Below are 16913 nucleotides of genomic sequence, written 5' to 3'. Positions count from 1 at the left end.
TTATTAAAAGAGAAACTTAGTTTAGTTAAAATTATAATTAAAATAAAGAGGAAAAAGTTATGGGAAAGAATGATGTAAAAGACTTAACACAAGGTAATGTATTCAAGCTGATTTTAGGATTTTCAATTCCATTATTACTTGGAATGCTATTTCAACAGTTCTATAGTATGGTAGATACAATTATTGTTGGTAGATACTTAGGGGTTACTGCTTTGGCAGAAGTAGGATCAACAGGTTCAATAAACTTTATGATAATTGGTTTTTGTATGGGCGTTTGTAACGGATTTGCTATACCAGTAGCACAAAAATTTGGAGCACGTAATTATAAACTTTTACGTAAATATGTATTTAATAGTGGAGTATTAGCAGTAATATTTTCAGTTATTATGACTTTAGTAGTATGCTTACTTTGCAGAAATATTTTAGGGTGGATGAATACACCTAATGATATAATGGAGGGTGCATATAGTTATATATTTGTTATATTTTTAGGAATACCAGTTACTTATTTATATAATTTATTAGCTGGAATAATACGTTCACTTGGTGATAGTAAAACACCACTAATGTTTTTAATTATGTCATCAATAATTAATATTATTTTAGATTTAGTATTTATAATTGTTTTTAATATGGGAGTATCAGGAGCTGCTTGGGCTACAGTTATATCACAAGGTGTATCAGGTATATGCTGCTTAATATTTATGGCAAAAAGATATAGTATCCTAAAATTTGAAAAAGATGAACTTAAGATTAATGGCCACTGTATTAGAAGATTGTGTTATATGGGAGTACCTATGGGACTACAATATTCTATAACAGCAATAGGAAGTGTAATACTTCAAACGGCAGTAAATGGATTAGGTTCTCTTGTTGTTGCTGCAGTTACTGCTGGAAGTAAGATTTCTATGTTTTTATGTTGTCCATTTGATGCATTAGGTTCTACTATGGCAACTTATGCAGGACAAAATGTTGGAGCAAAAAAATTAGATCGTGTAAATGAGGGAATTAAAAATAGTATAATAATAGGGTCTGTGTATTCTATAATCGCTTTTTTAGTATCTATTTTCTTTGGAAAAACTATAGCGTTACTTTTTGTAGATGGAAATGAGTTAGAATTACTTTCAATGGTAAGTAAACAATTAATAATTACAGCATTATTTTATATTCCATTATGTTTAGTAAATGTTGTACGTTTTACTATTCAAGGAATGGGGTATTCAACTTTTGCAATATTTGCAGGAATATGTGAAATGATAGCTAGAACAATATGTGGATTTATTTTAGTACCTATATTTGGATTTAATGCAGTATGTTTAGCAAGTCCTATTGCTTGGATATGTGCAGATTTATTTTTGATACCTGGATATATAAGTGTAATGAATAAGATGAAGAGGGAAATAAAACCGTTAACTAAAGAAAAAGTAGGTAATATTAAAGAGATTAGTAGAAGCATAGAAGTTTAAAATTCATAAAATATACGTTAAATATTTGATAAGTTATCAAGGGTTTAGCGTATTTTTTATATTAAATTTATGTTTATAAGAAGAGTAAAAAATATATTAGTATAATACTATAAAGTTAAATTGATTTATATTATAATGTTAATAAAATGCAGAAAGTTAAAAGGAACATTGAGGTGAAAGATAATAATGGCTACATTAAAAGAAATAGCAGATAAGGTAGGGGTATCTTTAGCAACTGTGTCTAGAGTTTTAAATAATGATAGTGGAATTTTAGTTGCCGATGAAACTAAGGCACAAATATTAAAGGTAGCAACGGAATTAAATTATAAGACTGCAAAGCAGAGAAAAGGTAAAAACTTGGAAAAGAAAATAGTTACTATAGGAATCGTAGAAATGTATGATGTAGTTAAACAATTACAAGATCCTTATTATTTGCTTTTGAGAAATATAGTTGAGAAAAAGGCTTTTGAAAATGATATAAAGCTTGTTAGGCTTTTTAAGAAAGAAAATGATTATGAGTTTCTTGAAGATATTGAATTACAAGGAATTATTGCTATAGGAAAATTTACTTCAAAGGAAGTAGAGAAATTAGCTAATAGAACTTCTAATATAGTATTTATAGATTCATCGCCTAATGATGAGTTATATGATAGTGTAAAAGTTAACTATAAATTAGGAGTAAGGCAAGCATTAGATTATTTTATTGAGTTAGGACATAAAGATATTGGGTTCATCGGTGAAAAATATACATTAGGTGATAATAAAATTCCTATTTTTGATGAAAGGTTAAAATATTTTTATGAATATATGAATAATAATAACTTATTAAATGAAAAGTTTATAATTAATAGCAGTATGACAGCAGAGGGTGGACATGAGGCTATAATTAACTATATTGATAATAAATATAAGATGCCAACAGCATTTTTTGCAGCTAATGATGCTGTTGCAAGTGGATTAATTAAAGGACTATCTGAAAGAAATATAAAGGTTCCTGAAGAAATAAGTATAATAGGATTTAATGATACAATAATATCACAATATACAAACCCACCACTAACAGCTATAAGAGTACATATAGAGTATTTAGGTGAGGTTGCAGTAAATCTTATGATTGAAAAAATAAAGGGCAGAAACTATGCAAAAAAAGTTATAATACCTAGTGAATTTGTACTGAGAAATAGTGTAAGAAAGATATAATAGAAAGCTATGAAAAAGAGAGTATTCTTAGGAAAGTAAGATACTCTCTTTACTTTTTTAGGAATATTATAAATTGTAAGTGAGGTATAAATGTTATATTATATAACCTATAAAAACGTTAACATGAAATGGGAGTAGGTATAAATATGGAGGATGGAAATAATAAGTTTATTCATAATTATGGATATGATAAATATGTAGTAGAAGAGGTGAAAGAAAAATTAGGCAAAATAAAAGAGTTTGGATATTTTATGGGAACCAATAATGTAAATATATATTATGAAAAATATTGTATAGAAAAGGAAAAGGGTGCAATAGTAATATGTCATGGATTTTCTGAATGTATAAATAAATTTACAGAGATGATATATTATTTTTTAGAAATGGGATATTCAGTTTATGCAATTGAACATAGGGGTCATGGAAGATCAGGCTCTTTAAGTAAAACTGATAAAAGTCAAGTTAATATAGATAAGTTTGAAAATTATGTGGAAGATTTAAAGTTATTCTTAGATGAAATAGTTACAAAAAATAGTTCAGAGTTATACCTATATGCACATTCTATGGGAGGAGCTATAGGAGCAATGTTTTTAGAAGAATATGATAAGTATTTTAAAAAGGCTATACTAAGTTCACCTATGATGGAAATAGAAACAGGAAAATTTTCCAAGAGGATGTCATATATAATAAGTAGTCTATATGTAGTAGCTAGAAAAGGAGATAAGTACGTATTAGGGCATGGACCATTTGATGGAAAATATCATTTAGAGGAATCAGGAACTAGTAATAAGTATAGGTATGAAAATCATTTAGAGGAATTAAAAGAAAATGAGAAATTACAAAGATCAGGAGGATCTTTTAAATGGCTTTTAGAATCTTTAAAGGCTACTGATAAAATACTTAAAAATAAAAATGTTGAAAAGATAGACATACCTATATTACTTTTCCAAGCAGGAAGAGATACTTTTGTAAGAGCTGGTGGACAAAATGAATTTTGTGAAAGAGTTAAAAACTGCAGAAAAATAAGATTTGAAAATGCAAAACATGAGATATTTCTAGAAAATGACGAAATACTTATTGAATATTTGAAAAAAATAAAAGAATTTTTAAAATAATTTTACTAAAAATATTGAAAATTTTACTATAAATATATTATAATACTCTTGGGAAAACGTTATCTAAAGGTATTGTGATAAGGAGATAGTAGAGTTATGGGAATTTTAATTAATAAATTAGAAAATATATTTAGTATTCAAACAAAAAATACTTCATATGTATTTGGTATAGACAATAAGGGCTTGTTAAGAAATTTATATTGGGGAAGTAAAATTAAGGAAATTGAAGACTTTGATATGCCTATATTGTGCGAAGTATCAACAAATGATCCAGTATATGAAATTACTAGAGAAGAATATCCTGTATATGGTAGTTTGAGATATAAAGAGCATTGTCTAAAGGTTACTTTTGAAGATAGAAGTAGAGAATTAGTTTATAAATATATAGGATATTATATTGATGGTAATGAATTAATAATAAAGTTAAAAGATAATTACTATGATTTCAATATTAATCTTCACTATAAGGTTTATGAACAGTATGATTTAATAGAAAGATATGTAAGTGTTAAAAATAATTCTAATGATATTATTGAAATTGAAAAAATACATAGTGGACAATTTCATATCCCTTATGAGGGATTGAATTTCTCTAATGTTCATGGTCATTGGGGGGCAGAGCAACAAAGGTTTATTCAAAAAGTTAACTATGGAAAGATTATTATAGAAAATAGAAGAGGAATATCAACTCATAATCACAACCCTTATTTTATATTAGATAAGGATGCTACTGAAACTACAGGGGAAGTATTCTTTGGAGCCTTAAAATTAAGTGGAAATTTTAGTGGGATAATAGAGCAAACTCAATATGGTGAAACATTAGTTCAAATGGGAATAAATTCACATGATTTTCAAATGAAGCTAAAACCAAAAGAGGAATTTGTTACTCCTGCAATTATAGCTGGATATAGTAATTCAGGTTTTGAAACTATGACCCATAATATTCATAATTTTGCAAAGGATAGAGTGCTAAGAAAAGGCATAAGACCTGTATTATATAATTCATGGGAGGCAACTGAATTTAAGGTAAGTTGTGATGAACAAATAAAACTTGCAGAAAAAGCTAAGGAAATAGGAGCAGAGTTATTTGTAGTAGATGATGGTTGGTTTGGAGAAAGACATGGAATAGATAATGGCTTAGGGGATTGGCATGTAAATAGAGACAAGTTCCCAGAAGGATTAGATCCGTTAATTAGAAAAGTTAAAGAAATGGATATGATGTTTGGTATATGGGTAGAGCCAGAAATGGTAAATCCATTATCACAACTTTATAAGGAACATCCAGATTGGATATATCACTTTAAAACTAGAGAAAGTGATACATCTAGAGGACAATATGTATTAAATTTAACTAAAAAGGAAGTAAAAAGATTTATTTATGATATGTTAGATAATTTATTATCAACTTATGATATTGATTATATTAAGTGGGATGCTAATAGACCTATGTCACAAACAGATATTGAAAAAGATATCTGGTACAAGCATATAGAAGCTATTTATGATATTGTTAGAGAATTAAAAATTAAGCATCCTAATGTACTATTTGAAGCCTGTGCATCTGGGGGTGGAAGAATTGATTACGGTATTTTAGGAATATTTGATGATTTTTGGACAAGTGATAATACTGATGCATATGATAGATTGTTTATTCAAGATAGTTATTCATATATTTATCCAATTAAGGCCATGAGAGCTTGGGTAACTGATTGTCCAAATTTCTTGTCTAAAAGAGTTATACCAATGAAGTTTAGATATCATAGTGCAATGATGGGAACATTAGGCGTTGGATGTAATATTTTAAAATTTAATGAAGATGAAATAAAATTATCACAAGAATTAATAAAAGAGTATAAAGAAATAAGGCATATAATCCAAGAAGGAGATTTTTATAGAATAGAAAATACATCAAAAAATAATTATAGTATTTATCAATATAATAAAGATGGTGAAAGTTTATTATTTGTATTCTTACCTCAAAGCTTAATTGGACATAGGGGAACTAATATTAAACTTAGAGGATTAGAAAATAATTCTAAATATATAATAAGAATTAATGGAGAAGAATTGATAAAATCAGGAGATTATTTAATGAATAGAGGTTTGGAAATAAAACTAAGTGGAGATTATGCTAGTGATATTATAAAGATTAATAAAATTTAATTAAGAATTATTTGAAAGTAGATTATTAAATTCTAATTGGACTTATATGTTCTTTAAGTATTTGATAATCTATTTTTATATGTATTATTTTAATAAAATATTTAATAACTATAATGTAAACTTATTAGGTATAAATATTAGATTATATTCTTTAATAAAAAAATGGTAAAATAAAATAAATTTTCACAGTAAAAATACTTGTAAAAAGTTTTCTGATATGGTAATATATAAATATGAAATATGAAAACAATTACAAGGGTAAGTAAAACACATAGGGTATTTGGAGGGAGAGAATTATGGGATTATCATTTAAAGAAAAGTATTCTTTTGGTATTGGTGCGCTAGGAAAAGATTTATGTTATGCAATTGTATCTAGTTACTTAATGATCTATTTTACTGATTCAATTGGATTAGCGCCAGCATTTGTAGGAAGTTTGTTTTTAGTAGCGAGATTATGGGATGCGGTTAATGATCCAGCAATGGGAATGATTGTTGACAACACAAAGACAAAATGGGGAAAATTTAGACCTTGGATTTTAATAGGTACATTGATAAATGCAGTAATATTAGTTTTCTTATTTAAAAGGCCAGAAGGATTAGAAGGAACTTCACTGTATGCTTATTATTCAGTGATGTATATATTATGGGGAATGACTTATACAATAATGGATATTCCTTATTGGTCAATGTTACCTTCTTTATCTAAGACAAATGAAGAAAGAGCTCAAATGTCAGTTATACCAAGAATATTTGCAAGTTGTGCATGGTTAATAATGGGAGCATTTGGACTTTCTATAGTTAATACTTTAGGAAATGGAAATCAAACTAAGGGGTATGGAGCTTTTGCAATAATAATATCAGTAATCTTTGTAATAACTTCTATTATAACTGTTGTAAACGTTAAGGATAGTAGTTGTAATGCAACAGAGATAAACAAAAAAGCAGAAAAAACAGGTCTAAAGAAAGCGTTTAAGCTTATAAAAGAAAATGATCAACTTATGGTATTTATAGGAGTAGTACTTGCTTATAATTTAGTTGCTCAATTATCAGGTGGAATGTCAATTTACTATTTTAAATATGTTGTTGGAAATGAAAATATGTATCAAGTGTTTACCGCATTTGCTGGATTAGCTGAAATATCAGCGCTTATGCTTTTCCCAATGCTTTCAAAGAGAATGAGCAAAAAGGGTGTATTTAGATTAGCATGTTACTTACCAGCAGTAGGTTTAATAATATTATTATTTGCAGGAATTTTTGTACCAGGAAATGCAGCACTTATAGCTTTATCAGGAATTATAGTTAAGTTAGGTTCAGGATTCAGCCTAGGAGCTACAACTGTTATGATTGCAGATGTAATAGATTATGGTGAAGTAAGATTTGGTTCAAGAAATGAAAGTATAATAGCTTCCTTCCAAACATTATTAGTTAAAACTGCATCAGCTGTATCAGGATGGTTAATAGGTGTTGGATTAACGATAGTAGGATATGTTCCTAATATAACACAAACAGCAGGAACAATATTAGGAATGAGGATACTTATGGTAGCAGTGCCATCAATAATAACATTATTAGGATTCTTTATTTATGTTAAAGGATACAAGTTACATGGTGAATATCAAGAAAAAATAATGGATGAGTTAAATAAGAAGAGAGAAGCTGAAGAATGTGTTATTTAATTTATAAGTAATCTATAGTGACATTATAAAAATGACAAATTGAAGTTTTAATTCTCCAATTTGTCATTTTTTATTTTAAGATATGCTATAAAAATAAAAAAATGATATAATATTTTAGTAAAATTTACAGTAAAAAAGGGGAGAGTAAAATGTTTTTAGGCGTTGATTATTATCCAGAGCATTGGAATGAATATATGTTAGAAGAAGATTTAAATAATATTATAGAGTTAGGGAGTAATGTAATAAGAATAGGTGAATTTGCATGGCATATGATGGAGAGTGAAGAAGGTAAATTTGATTTTTCATATTTTGATCATATAATAAATGAAGCTAAGAAAAAAGGATTAAAGATTATATTTGGTACTCCAACAGCTACAATGCCAGCTTGGCTTGCAAAAAAACATCCAGATGTTTTAGGTGAATTTGAAGATAATACTAAGAGAGTTTTTGGAGGAAGAAGACAATATTGTTTTAATAGTAAAACATATCTTAAATATAGTGAAACAATAATTAGGGAACTTGCAAATCATTTTAAGGAAGAAAAGGCTATAGTAGCTTGGCAAATAGATAATGAACTTGGTCACGAAGGTAGTGATGTATGTTTTTGTAATGAATGTAAAAATGCATTTAGAGATTATTTAAGAAAAAATTATAATAATGATATAAACAAGTTAAATGAAATATGGGGAACTAGATTTTGGTCTCAAACTTATAATGACTTTGATGAAATTCCGGTTCCAGCAAAGACAATAACTACTCACAATCCAAGTTTAAGAATGGAATGGGAAAGATTTAGGAATGTAAGTGTTGAAAATTATGCAAAATTACAAGTAAATATTTTAAAAGAAATATTAGGAGAAGATTCTATTATAATTCATGATTTCTCAGGTGGATACTTTGATAAAAGTTTTGATTTTTCAAAGGTAGCACAACATATAGATGTAGTTGCATATAATAATTATCCAGTATGGGGTGGGCAAAAGGAACCAATTCCACCACATGAAATTGCTTGTGGCTTAGATTTTATGAGAGGGGCTAAAAGACAAAACTTTTGGATTACAGAAGCTATAATGGGTGCTCAAGGACATGATGTTATTGGATATCTTCCAAGACCAAATCAAGCTAAAATGTGGTCATATCAAGCAATGGCTCATGGATGTAATTCTCTTATGTATTTCAGATATAGAGGAGCAACTAAGGGAGCAGAACAATATTGTTATGGAATAATAGATCAGGATAATAGAAAAAGAAGAAAGTTCTATGAAGTTCAAGATTTCTTTAAAGATATGAAAGAAAATGAAGGTGTTATAAATAGTGAAATAAAATCAGAAGTAGCAGTTATTTATGACTATGAATCTATGGCATCATTTAGAATCCAAAGACAAAGTTTTCTAATGGATTATAAAAATGAAGTATATAGATTATACAGACCTTTTTATGAAAATAATATAAATATTGATGTTATTCCATCATATGTAGACTTTAATGAATATAAAGTTCTATTAATACCAACCATGATTGTATTTAAGCCTGAAGTCCAACATAGAATTAAAGAATTTGTTAAAAATGGTGGTAAGGTAGTATTTAGCTTTAGAACTGCAATTAAAGATTACTATAATAACTTAACATTAGGAGAATTAAATCCAAGTTTTTATAATGATTTAATTGGTGGATTTGTTGAAGAAATAGAATCTCTTCAAGAAGGTCAATATGTTAAAGTTAAAGGAATAAATGATTTTAGTGGAGTAGAAGGTAGTGGAACTGTATTTAGAGATATGTTAAAAACTACTACTGCAGAAAGTCTATTTATGTATGATGATGAGTTTTATAATGACTTATCAGCTATAACATTAAATAAGTATGGTGCTGGAGAAGCTTATTATATTGGTACAGGTGTAGATAATAATATTATGAATATAATAGCTAAGAAGATATTATCAGATGCTAATATAGAAGTTATTGAATCAGAACAAGGCATAGAAGTTGTTAAGAGAGTAGTAAATGATGAAGAGTACTATTTTGTTATGAATCACACGGCATTAACAAAAGAGTTTAATGGAATTTCTTTAGCAGCTTATGAAAGCAAAATAATTAAAAAGTAATATTATAAAAGTTAATATTTATAGCCTTATCTAATATTTTATTTAGATAGGGCTATTTTTATATTTATTTTACTATAAAGCTTAAATAATTGATTTATTAATATAATAAGAATATTATTATATTAATAAATTAATTAGAAACAAATTATAGATAATTTCATTTTCTATAGTTATTTTATAAGATGGAGGGAATTTAAATGAAATTAAAAAAGATGATAGTTTGTATAACAAAAAGTGATATAAGAAATTTTTTAAAGTTACAAAATAAAATTAATATAAGTGATATTTTTATTAATGATGATTTAAGATTGCTTGGAAGTGTTAATATATTAGGTATGAACGTAAATATAGAAGCTGAATTAAGCTTTTCAAAAGTTGAATGCAATAATATTTATATAAATATAAAGAGTTTTAAGGTTTTAAAAATGAATATAGTAAATCCAATATCTAAAAAAGTATTTAATTATGTAATTAATGCTTTTACCGATATAGAAGGTGTTACATTTGAAGAAAATGACTTTAAATTAGAAGTTACTACTTTAATAAATAAATACTATAAAGAGCAAAAATTTATTGATTTAAACAAAGTACAAGTTATAGATGTATCAATAGTAGACAAAGAAGTTGAAGTATATTTTGGAGGTATAGACATTGATACTGAAGTTATTAGAAGAGAGTATGGAAAAAATGAAGTTCCTTATGTTGAAGCTGAAATAGTAAGTGATGGAGAATAATAAAAGTAAAGAGTTTTAGGAGAGAAATTTAATGGATACAATAATATACTTAACAAGGCATGGACAAACTCTGTGGAATATAGAAAAAAGATTACAAGGTAGAGGAAACTCTCCATTAACAGAACAAGGAATAGAAAGAGCTAAAGAACTTAGAGATAGAATAAAATATATACATATAGATATTATATATTCAAGTCCTATAGAGAGAGCACTTACTACTGCTAATATAATTAAAGGCGATAAAAGTATTGAAGTAATAACTGATGATGGCCTTATGGAAATGTGTTTTGGTGACTATGAAGGTCAAATAACAGATGAAGTTATGAAAGAAAATCCTGATTGGGATATAAGTCTTATTATGAAAGGAAATACTGAATTAGCAGCACCAAATGGAGAAAACTTAGCAGAAGTTAGAGATAGAGTAGCTAGAACAATGAATAAAATAATTGAAGCAAATAGGGGGAAAACTATTTTAATAGTGGCTCATGGAATAACCTTAAAGGCTATTATGTATTATTTTAAAGATGAAGAGGTAAATTCTGAAGTTATGGGACAAGCAACTTTAACTAAAGTAAATGTAGATAAAAATAATAAATTTCATATAGAATTTAAAAATGATAATAGTCATTTTACAAAAAAAGAGCAAAAGCTAGGATGGTAGATACTAAAGGTTTTGAGGTGAGATAATAAAAATTCCTACAGCAATTTTTACTGTAGGAATTTTTTTGTTATAAGATTTTTAGATAAAATTAAAGATTATCTAGAAGCTTTTCGATAGCCTGCATCAATGGCTTCTTGTTCACTATTGAATTTAACAAGGTATTCAGAATCTGCCATGTTTTCGTAATCTCTTTGACCAGGGCAGTGATAAATTTTTGATTTAGAGTTTCCTCTTATTACAGTTGTTTTATTAGAAGAAGTTGTGTTATTTGAGTTATTATTTGAGCTTGAAGAAGTAGTTGTGCTGTTTGATGAACCAGTTTTATTTACTTCTTCACCGCTAAGGGCACTATTACCAGTTGCATAATCTATTGTAATTCCAGGTTGAACATTATATACAAATACATTAAATTGAATTCCTTCACCATCATCTTCTACAGATTTTGCTTCCATTTGAACCCCTTTTGCAACAAGATTATTCCCATCAAATACAGGAGTTACTCTATATAAAACATGATTATTTGTTTCTTTTACATAGTCAGCTACCATATTTTCATATGGCAACATTAATGTTGCATTAAAGTATCTTGTACCAGTAATTAAATTTCTATCATTTGCATTTTCAGCAGTTAATTGATAACCAATTAAGTGAGATCTATTATAAAGATATTTTCCTTCAACAATATCATATTTTATTGATTGCCAACCACTTGGTTTAACAGAGCTAATAGATTCTCTTTTTTCTGTTGGCATTATATCTTTACCTACATTGGCATATGCAACACCACATCTTCCTAAACTATCTAGTGGACTATATTTTTCAAAAGAAGTAGTAGTTAAATCAGCTTTAGAGAAGTTAGGAACATTATTATTTAATATTATATAGTCTTGACCAGAGTAATCTGGAATATCAGTAGTATTTGAAATATTAATATTAGTATTACTATTGTTATTACTTCCATTTGGATTAGTTAAAGGTACATTATTAGAATTAGAGTTTTCGACTACTTGTCCACTATTATTTATAGAAGAATTATTAGTTGAAGAACAACCAATAAATCCAACTAAGCATAATAAAATCCCTAATGTCATAATTAGTGAGTTTTTTAATTTAAATATATTTTTCATTGCTATATTCTCCTATAAGTTTCTTTTGTTATTTTTTCATGAGATGATCCTTGAAATTCTTCTGTTTTAAGTAGTTCCCATGAGTTAGTGTTTAAATCAATATCAAAATAGAAGTCTGATGGATAAATACGGTTCCACTTATAGACAACTATAGTATTTATATTGTTTATATAATTTTTTACTTCTGTATTTTCTATTAAACAAAAATCATTGTCAGAGCATTCATTTAAAAAGTTTTCACAAACCTTTATATTACCGTCATCAATATCCTTATATAATTTATAAGAGTATTCGTTCATAAAAAGATCTTGATTTTTAACAAGTTCTTTTATATCAGCTCTAAGGACTTTATCTTGACTTTGCCTTCTTTTATTAAACATCATTCCATTTTTATCATCTAAACAAACAATTATATTCATTACTATCCTCCTTTTTATATTCTTTGTAATATTATATCAAAAGATTATATGATTTTGATATAGACTTTTTATTTGGCAGTTGAAAAAAATATGATATAATCTTATTATAATTAGGAGGTGATTAGCATGAAGGTATATAATGCTTTCAGATTTAAATCAGCTTGCTCCTTGCAAGGACTACAACAAAGTCAGCTATGCTTTGTCTGGAGCTTAAATAAATAAAAATAGCTGTAAATTTAATAAAGGTTTTAGAAAAACATAAATGATTTTTAGTATTCTTTGCTTTAATTATTAGTATTTTAAAGTTAAGGAGTAATGAATAATGAAAGAATTTATAAAAAAACAACAATATAATTATATAAAAAGATGTTTAGGCGATTTAAATGGTGCATTTAGAAATTGCGTAGATGGTAACATTATAGAAACTGTAAAGGCGTGTTCCCAAGAAAAGATTTTATCTATTTTTAATGATTTATCAATAGAGCAAAAAGACATACTAGATATTAGTAAAATTACTGATCCGTTGCATATAGAACCTTATTTAAAAGAATTAGATAAGTATGTATATGGGATGGAAAAGATAACAGCAATGGAAATCACTAAAGTTTTTAAGAAGGAGAAAAAGCTAAAGATACCAAATTTAGACAAACTAGATTCTAAACTTGTATATTTAGGTTGGATTGATGAATCAACTAGAAAACTTCTTATTACTTATAAGTTAGAGGGGAAACTTTTAGGAATGGCTTGTAGACTTCCAAAGACAAATAGTAAATCAACTAATATATGTACTTTTTGTAATAAGATTGGTTCAGAACAGGAAGTAGCCTTTGTATCACCAATATGTAAGCAAGTAAGGGAAGATGATTATAAGTCATTAGGATTTTATGTATGCTTAGATAGTGATGAATGTAATGAAAGAATAGAATCTGTAGAAAAGCTTGAAAAGATTCTAAAGAGTGTAAATAGAATTAAATAATTATTATAATTTATTAATAAAAATCCTACAGTAAATTTTTGATGTAGGATTTTTTATTAATATTTGCTTCTATATCAAAGGGAAAATATAGAAATAGTAGTGATATTGATATATTAATATTAGTTGATGATAATAAAAGTATTATATAATCTTGTTAAACTATTAGAAGTATTATATTTACAAGATTATTATGAATTAAAAAAGTATAAAAGTTTATGTAGAGACTTAAAAGATTTTTATTTTAGTAGAAGATATGCTAGTGATGATTATGAAATTTTAACTAAAGAAGAATATATTGATTATATTGATTACAGCAAATTTTGGATTTAAGAGTGAAGAGGATGTTGATTCAAGATTATATAATGCCAATTTAGCTGGAGGAGCTTTGTTAGATGTAGGGATATATCCAATATTATTTTCAAACTTTATAATGAATGATATTCCAAAGGAAATAAAAGCAAGTGCAACAATGACTAGAACAGGTGTAGATGAGACTGATGTTATTGATTTAAGATATAAAGATGGTGCATTAGCATCATTAACATGTTCTATTGCAGCAGAAACAGATAATACAACTGTTATCTATGGAGAAAAAGGTAAAATAGTAATACCAACTTTTTGGATGGCAAAGGAAGCCTATCTATATAGTTATGAGAATGAAGAAAAATTTGAAGATAAATATAATGAAGCTGGATATAAATATGAGATTATAGAAGCTAATAATTGTATAGTTAATAAAGTTTTAGAAAGTGAGATAGCATCACATGATGTAACTTTATGTTTAGCAAGAATAATGGATGAAATTAGAGAACAAATAGGATTAGTATATCCTTTTGAATAAACTTATATATGGTAATGATTTACAATAATGGGAGGAGATTTTGTGAGGAATAAAACAGATAAGGGATTTGAGTTAATTTATTGGAAATTGAGTTATAGGAGAAGGTTTATTAGGAATTTATGGTGGCTACCAATAGTTATTATATCAATAGCCTTTATGTTTTTAATCAATGATAAATTAATACTAAATAGAATAGTACCTATAGTACTATTAATTTTATATATAGTTGAATTAATATATAATTATATGAAGTGGAATAAATGTGAAAAAAGATAAAAATATAAGCAAAAAACATAGTTAATTACTGTGTTTTTGTTTTTTTAATTCTTCTTTTATAAAATCAGAATTATGTGTAAAAATCATCTTACTTTTTAAACTATTCACTAGGAGATTCGTTAAAATAGTGAGGTGAAAATTCTGTAATATTATAATCTTGTATATTATTAATTTTAAGAGGCTCATCAGATAAATTGTTATGTACATCATCAATAGATTCAGATTTCATAATAAATAATCCACTACTCATTTAATTTTTTTATTTTATTATATGATATTATAATCAGTAGGAAATATAATCTTTTTAGTATAGAAGGAGTGAAAAATGAAAAATTTATATAAGCATTCATTGAGTATAAATAAGGCTCAAACTATGGTTGATATTACTGAAATAATAAAGGAGGATATTAAAGATAGCAAAGTTAAGGATGGGATTGTTGTAGTGTACTGTCCTCACACAACTGCTGGAATTACTATAAATGAAAATGCTGATCCAGATGTGGTTAAGGATTTAATTTATGGTTTTGAAAAGGCATATCCAACTAATGATATTAAATATAAACATTTTGAAGGTAATTCACATGCACATATGAAATCATCAACTATGGGAGCATCGCAGACTCTTATAATAGATGATGAAAAACTTATTTTAGGTACATGGCAAGATATATACTTTTGCGAGTTTGATGGACCAAGAAATAGAAGTTTTTATGTTAAAATAATTGAAGGATAAAATTGATGTAATTAAAAAATTAAGTTATAGAAAAGTAAATAAATATAAAAAAGACCGTACATTGTGCGGTCTTTATTTAGCTGGTTCCCATTTGCAACGAACAGGAGAAACAATAGCTTCTTCTTTCTTTAATTCTTTAAAAGCCTTATCGATATCTTTACGATCAAGTCCTGATAATTTTTCAACTTCTCCAGCGCTAACAGGTTTTCCAGCTTCTCTCATAACATTTAAAATAGTTTCTTTAATATCCATTAAAATCACCTCTATGAATAATAATTATTATTTAATATTATATCTCTATTATTACCATAAATCAATAAAATATAACAATAATACCAAAATATAAATAAAATAAAGAGTTATAGAATATTTCTTTAACCTTTTATAGCTGGCGGACAAGTATCGGCAGCTATTTTAAGTGAAAAAGGAAATATATATACAGGGGTATGTATTGATGCTCCTTGTAGCTTAGGGATTTGTGCTGAACGTAATGCAATTTTTAATATGTTTACTAATGGTGAACATAAAATATCTAAATTAGTATGTATTATTCCAGATGGTTCAGTGGGTTCACCATGTGGTGCGTGTAGAGAACTTTTAATGGAGTTAGATAAAGAAAGTGGGGAAATTGAAATTCTTACTGATTATTCTAATCGTGAAACAGTAAAGTTAAAAGAACTTATGCCCGATTGGTGGGGATATAAACGCTTTGAATAGTAAATTTTAAAATTATTTATGTTTATTTTTTATAAAAATTTGATATAATATAAATAAGAAAATCTTAGTGCGTCAACACTAAGCAATCCTTAGAACATTTATTTTGTTTTAGGGCTATTGAATTTAGATGAATATCAACAAAAAAGGATGCTAATCTTGTGAGGATGGAGCATCTTTTTGTTTGCTTTTAATTTCAATATCAAGACCAATAAATTTTACTGAAATCTTTAAATAATGAATAAAAAGATTATGTTTTAAAACCAATCTAATTATATAAATAACAACAAAGCTCTTTATAATTAATTCAAGCATATCCAATACCACCCCCTGACTATGATAAAGTATCACCAATAGTCCTAGGGAGATAAAACGTTCAAAACCCCCGTAGCCATCCACTACGGATTTTCTAAATATTACTTTAGAATTATACCATAATTATGTAGAAAATAAACACAAGAATAAAATGGAAAAACATCGTTTGAAGAGTTTACGGAGAACCGTATCAAAAATAAATGAGGTTTTTACTAAAGTGGACTAATTAATAAATGAGATAACATATAGAATATAGAGTTCCTCAACATTAATCTTTAATGCTGTTGAGGAATTTTTATTTGTATTATTTATCAGGCGATTAAAGTGATATATAATAATAGGTATAAATTGACAAATGATTAATGTATATAAAGTTTGATTGATGCATAAAAAAC

At 26.9% G+C, this 16913-nt stretch carries 18 protein-coding genes and 1 pseudogene; 14 read left to right on the top strand and 5 right to left on the bottom strand.

From position 1 onward, the window contains the following. Window positions 1–59: 59 nt before the first annotated feature. The 8 genes from Q0G30_RS05040 (at window position 60) to Q0G30_RS05005 (ending at window position 11117) form a co-directional block, all read left to right on the top strand. Window positions 60–1466 (top strand): MATE family efflux transporter, encoded by a 1407-nt coding sequence (locus tag Q0G30_RS05040; protein WP_294387334.1) that lies wholly within the window; start codon window positions 60–62, stop codon window positions 1464–1466. A gap of 186 nt (window positions 1467–1652) precedes the next feature. After that, on the top strand, window positions 1653–2666 hold the full coding sequence (locus Q0G30_RS05035; RefSeq protein ID WP_294387332.1) for a LacI family DNA-binding transcriptional regulator: 1014 nt from the start codon (window positions 1653–1655) through the stop codon (window positions 2664–2666). A gap of 146 nt (window positions 2667–2812) precedes the next feature. Further along, on the top strand, window positions 2813–3781 hold the full coding sequence (locus Q0G30_RS05030; RefSeq protein WP_294387328.1) for an alpha/beta hydrolase: 969 nt from the start codon (window positions 2813–2815) through the stop codon (window positions 3779–3781). A gap of 96 nt (window positions 3782–3877) precedes the next feature. Continuing rightward, complete coding sequence (locus Q0G30_RS05025; RefSeq protein ID WP_294387326.1) at window positions 3878–5944, top strand: alpha-galactosidase; 2067 nt, start codon at window positions 3878–3880, stop codon at window positions 5942–5944. Window positions 5945–6240: 296 nt separating this feature from the next. Then, the gene (melB, locus tag Q0G30_RS05020) at window positions 6241–7620 is read left to right on the top strand and encodes a melibiose:sodium transporter MelB (RefSeq protein ID WP_294387323.1); all 1380 of its coding nucleotides are present in this window, start codon (window positions 6241–6243) and stop codon (window positions 7618–7620) included. Between the two features lie 149 nt (window positions 7621–7769). Further along, window positions 7770–9722, top strand: coding sequence for a beta-galactosidase (locus tag Q0G30_RS05015; RefSeq protein ID WP_294387320.1), 1953 nt, complete (start codon window positions 7770–7772; stop codon window positions 9720–9722). Window positions 9723–9919: 197 nt separating this feature from the next. Next, on the top strand, window positions 9920–10456 hold the full coding sequence (locus tag Q0G30_RS05010; protein ID WP_294130130.1) for a hypothetical protein: 537 nt from the start codon (window positions 9920–9922) through the stop codon (window positions 10454–10456). Window positions 10457–10487: 31 nt separating this feature from the next. Next, entirely contained in the window at window positions 10488–11117 is a 630-nt protein-coding gene (locus Q0G30_RS05005; RefSeq protein ID WP_195468916.1) for a histidine phosphatase family protein, read from the top strand. A gap of 95 nt (window positions 11118–11212) precedes the next feature. On the opposite strand, the gene Q0G30_RS05000 is transcribed toward Q0G30_RS05005, so the two are convergent. Both Q0G30_RS05000 and Q0G30_RS04995 read right to left on the bottom strand, forming a co-directional pair. After that, the gene (locus tag Q0G30_RS05000; protein ID WP_195468915.1) at window positions 11213–12244 is read right to left on the bottom strand and encodes a DNA/RNA non-specific endonuclease; all 1032 of its coding nucleotides are present in this window, start codon (window positions 12242–12244) and stop codon (window positions 11213–11215) included. A 2-nt stretch (window positions 12245–12246) separates the two neighbouring features. Next, window positions 12247–12663: a ribonuclease Z gene (locus Q0G30_RS04995; protein ID WP_195468914.1), complete on the bottom strand. Its 417-nt coding sequence runs from the start codon at window positions 12661–12663 to the stop codon at window positions 12247–12249. Between the two features lie 322 nt (window positions 12664–12985). Here Q0G30_RS04995 and Q0G30_RS04990 point away from each other — a divergent pair, with 322 nt between their 5' ends. From Q0G30_RS04990 to Q0G30_RS04980, 4 genes are all read left to right on the top strand, one after another. Continuing rightward, window positions 12986–13639, top strand: coding sequence for a FusB/FusC family EF-G-binding protein (locus Q0G30_RS04990; RefSeq protein ID WP_195468913.1), 654 nt, complete (start codon window positions 12986–12988; stop codon window positions 13637–13639). Between the two features lie 59 nt (window positions 13640–13698). Beyond that, complete coding sequence (locus tag Q0G30_RS14390; protein ID WP_195468961.1) at window positions 13699–13788, top strand: nucleotidyltransferase domain-containing protein; 90 nt, start codon at window positions 13699–13701, stop codon at window positions 13786–13788. 146 nt (window positions 13789–13934) lie between these two features. After that, complete coding sequence (locus Q0G30_RS04985) at window positions 13935–14480, top strand: Gfo/Idh/MocA family oxidoreductase (protein ID WP_294387317.1); 546 nt, start codon at window positions 13935–13937, stop codon at window positions 14478–14480. 42 nt (window positions 14481–14522) lie between these two features. Further along, complete coding sequence (locus Q0G30_RS04980) at window positions 14523–14756, top strand: hypothetical protein (protein ID WP_294387312.1); 234 nt, start codon at window positions 14523–14525, stop codon at window positions 14754–14756. A 100-nt stretch (window positions 14757–14856) separates the two neighbouring features. Here Q0G30_RS04980 and Q0G30_RS04975 read toward each other — a convergent pair whose 3' ends face one another. Further along, complete coding sequence (locus tag Q0G30_RS04975; RefSeq protein WP_279324979.1) at window positions 14857–14985, bottom strand: hypothetical protein; 129 nt, start codon at window positions 14983–14985, stop codon at window positions 14857–14859. A gap of 96 nt (window positions 14986–15081) precedes the next feature. Between Q0G30_RS04975 and Q0G30_RS04970 the strand changes: the two genes are divergently transcribed. Beyond that, the gene (locus Q0G30_RS04970) at window positions 15082–15489 is read left to right on the top strand and encodes a secondary thiamine-phosphate synthase enzyme YjbQ (RefSeq protein ID WP_195468912.1); all 408 of its coding nucleotides are present in this window, start codon (window positions 15082–15084) and stop codon (window positions 15487–15489) included. A gap of 72 nt (window positions 15490–15561) precedes the next feature. Here the strand turns inward: Q0G30_RS04970 and Q0G30_RS04965 are convergent, their stop codons facing one another. Further along, window positions 15562–15741 carry a transcriptional regulator gene (locus Q0G30_RS04965; protein ID WP_133013904.1) on the bottom strand — a complete coding sequence of 60 codons (180 nt, stop codon included), beginning with the start codon at window positions 15739–15741 and terminating at the stop codon, window positions 15562–15564. 90 nt (window positions 15742–15831) lie between these two features. Here Q0G30_RS04965 and Q0G30_RS04960 point away from each other — a divergent pair. Further along, window positions 15832–16206: pseudogene (locus Q0G30_RS04960) on the top strand (cytidine deaminase). Window positions 16207–16356: 150 nt separating this feature from the next. On the opposite strand, the gene Q0G30_RS04955 reads toward Q0G30_RS04960, so the two are convergent. Continuing rightward, on the bottom strand, window positions 16357–16518 hold the full coding sequence (locus Q0G30_RS04955) for a hypothetical protein (protein WP_195468905.1): 162 nt from the start codon (window positions 16516–16518) through the stop codon (window positions 16357–16359). Window positions 16519–16913 lie beyond the last annotated feature (395 nt).

Source organism: uncultured Clostridium sp. (genome assembly GCF_934754925.1).
In the GTDB taxonomy this organism is placed as follows: Bacteria; Bacillota; Clostridia; order Clostridiales; family Clostridiaceae; genus Clostridium.
Note: the sequence above shows the minus strand (reverse complement) of the source record. Positions and strands in the feature narration are given on the sequence as shown.

Coding starts and splice junctions, on each gene's coding strand:
- Q0G30_RS05040 (WP_294387334.1), top strand. CDS start 60: ATGGGAAAGAATGATGTAAAAGACTTAACACAAGGTAATGTATTCAAG.
- Q0G30_RS05035 (WP_294387332.1), top strand. CDS start 1,653: ATGGCTACATTAAAAGAAATAGCAGATAAGGTAGGGGTATCTTTAGCA.
- Q0G30_RS05030 (WP_294387328.1), top strand. CDS start 2,813: ATGGAGGATGGAAATAATAAGTTTATTCATAATTATGGATATGATAAA.
- Q0G30_RS05025 (WP_294387326.1), top strand. CDS start 3,878: ATGGGAATTTTAATTAATAAATTAGAAAATATATTTAGTATTCAAACA.
- melB (WP_294387323.1), top strand. CDS start 6,241: ATGGGATTATCATTTAAAGAAAAGTATTCTTTTGGTATTGGTGCGCTA.
- Q0G30_RS05015 (WP_294387320.1), top strand. CDS start 7,770: ATGTTTTTAGGCGTTGATTATTATCCAGAGCATTGGAATGAATATATG.
- Q0G30_RS05010 (WP_294130130.1), top strand. CDS start 9,920: ATGAAATTAAAAAAGATGATAGTTTGTATAACAAAAAGTGATATAAGA.
- Q0G30_RS05005 (WP_195468916.1), top strand. CDS start 10,488: ATGGATACAATAATATACTTAACAAGGCATGGACAAACTCTGTGGAAT.
- Q0G30_RS05000 (WP_195468915.1), bottom strand. CDS start 12,244: ATGAAAAATATATTTAAATTAAAAAACTCACTAATTATGACATTAGGG.
- Q0G30_RS04995 (WP_195468914.1), bottom strand. CDS start 12,663: ATGAATATAATTGTTTGTTTAGATGATAAAAATGGAATGATGTTTAAT.
- Q0G30_RS04990 (WP_195468913.1), top strand. CDS start 12,986: ATGAAAGAATTTATAAAAAAACAACAATATAATTATATAAAAAGATGT.
- Q0G30_RS04975 (WP_279324979.1), bottom strand. CDS start 14,985: ATGAAATCTGAATCTATTGATGATGTACATAACAATTTATCTGATGAG.
- Q0G30_RS04970 (WP_195468912.1), top strand. CDS start 15,082: ATGAAAAATTTATATAAGCATTCATTGAGTATAAATAAGGCTCAAACT.
- Q0G30_RS04965 (WP_133013904.1), bottom strand. CDS start 15,741: ATGGATATTAAAGAAACTATTTTAAATGTTATGAGAGAAGCTGGAAAA.
- Q0G30_RS04955 (WP_195468905.1), bottom strand. CDS start 16,518: ATGCTTGAATTAATTATAAAGAGCTTTGTTGTTATTTATATAATTAGA.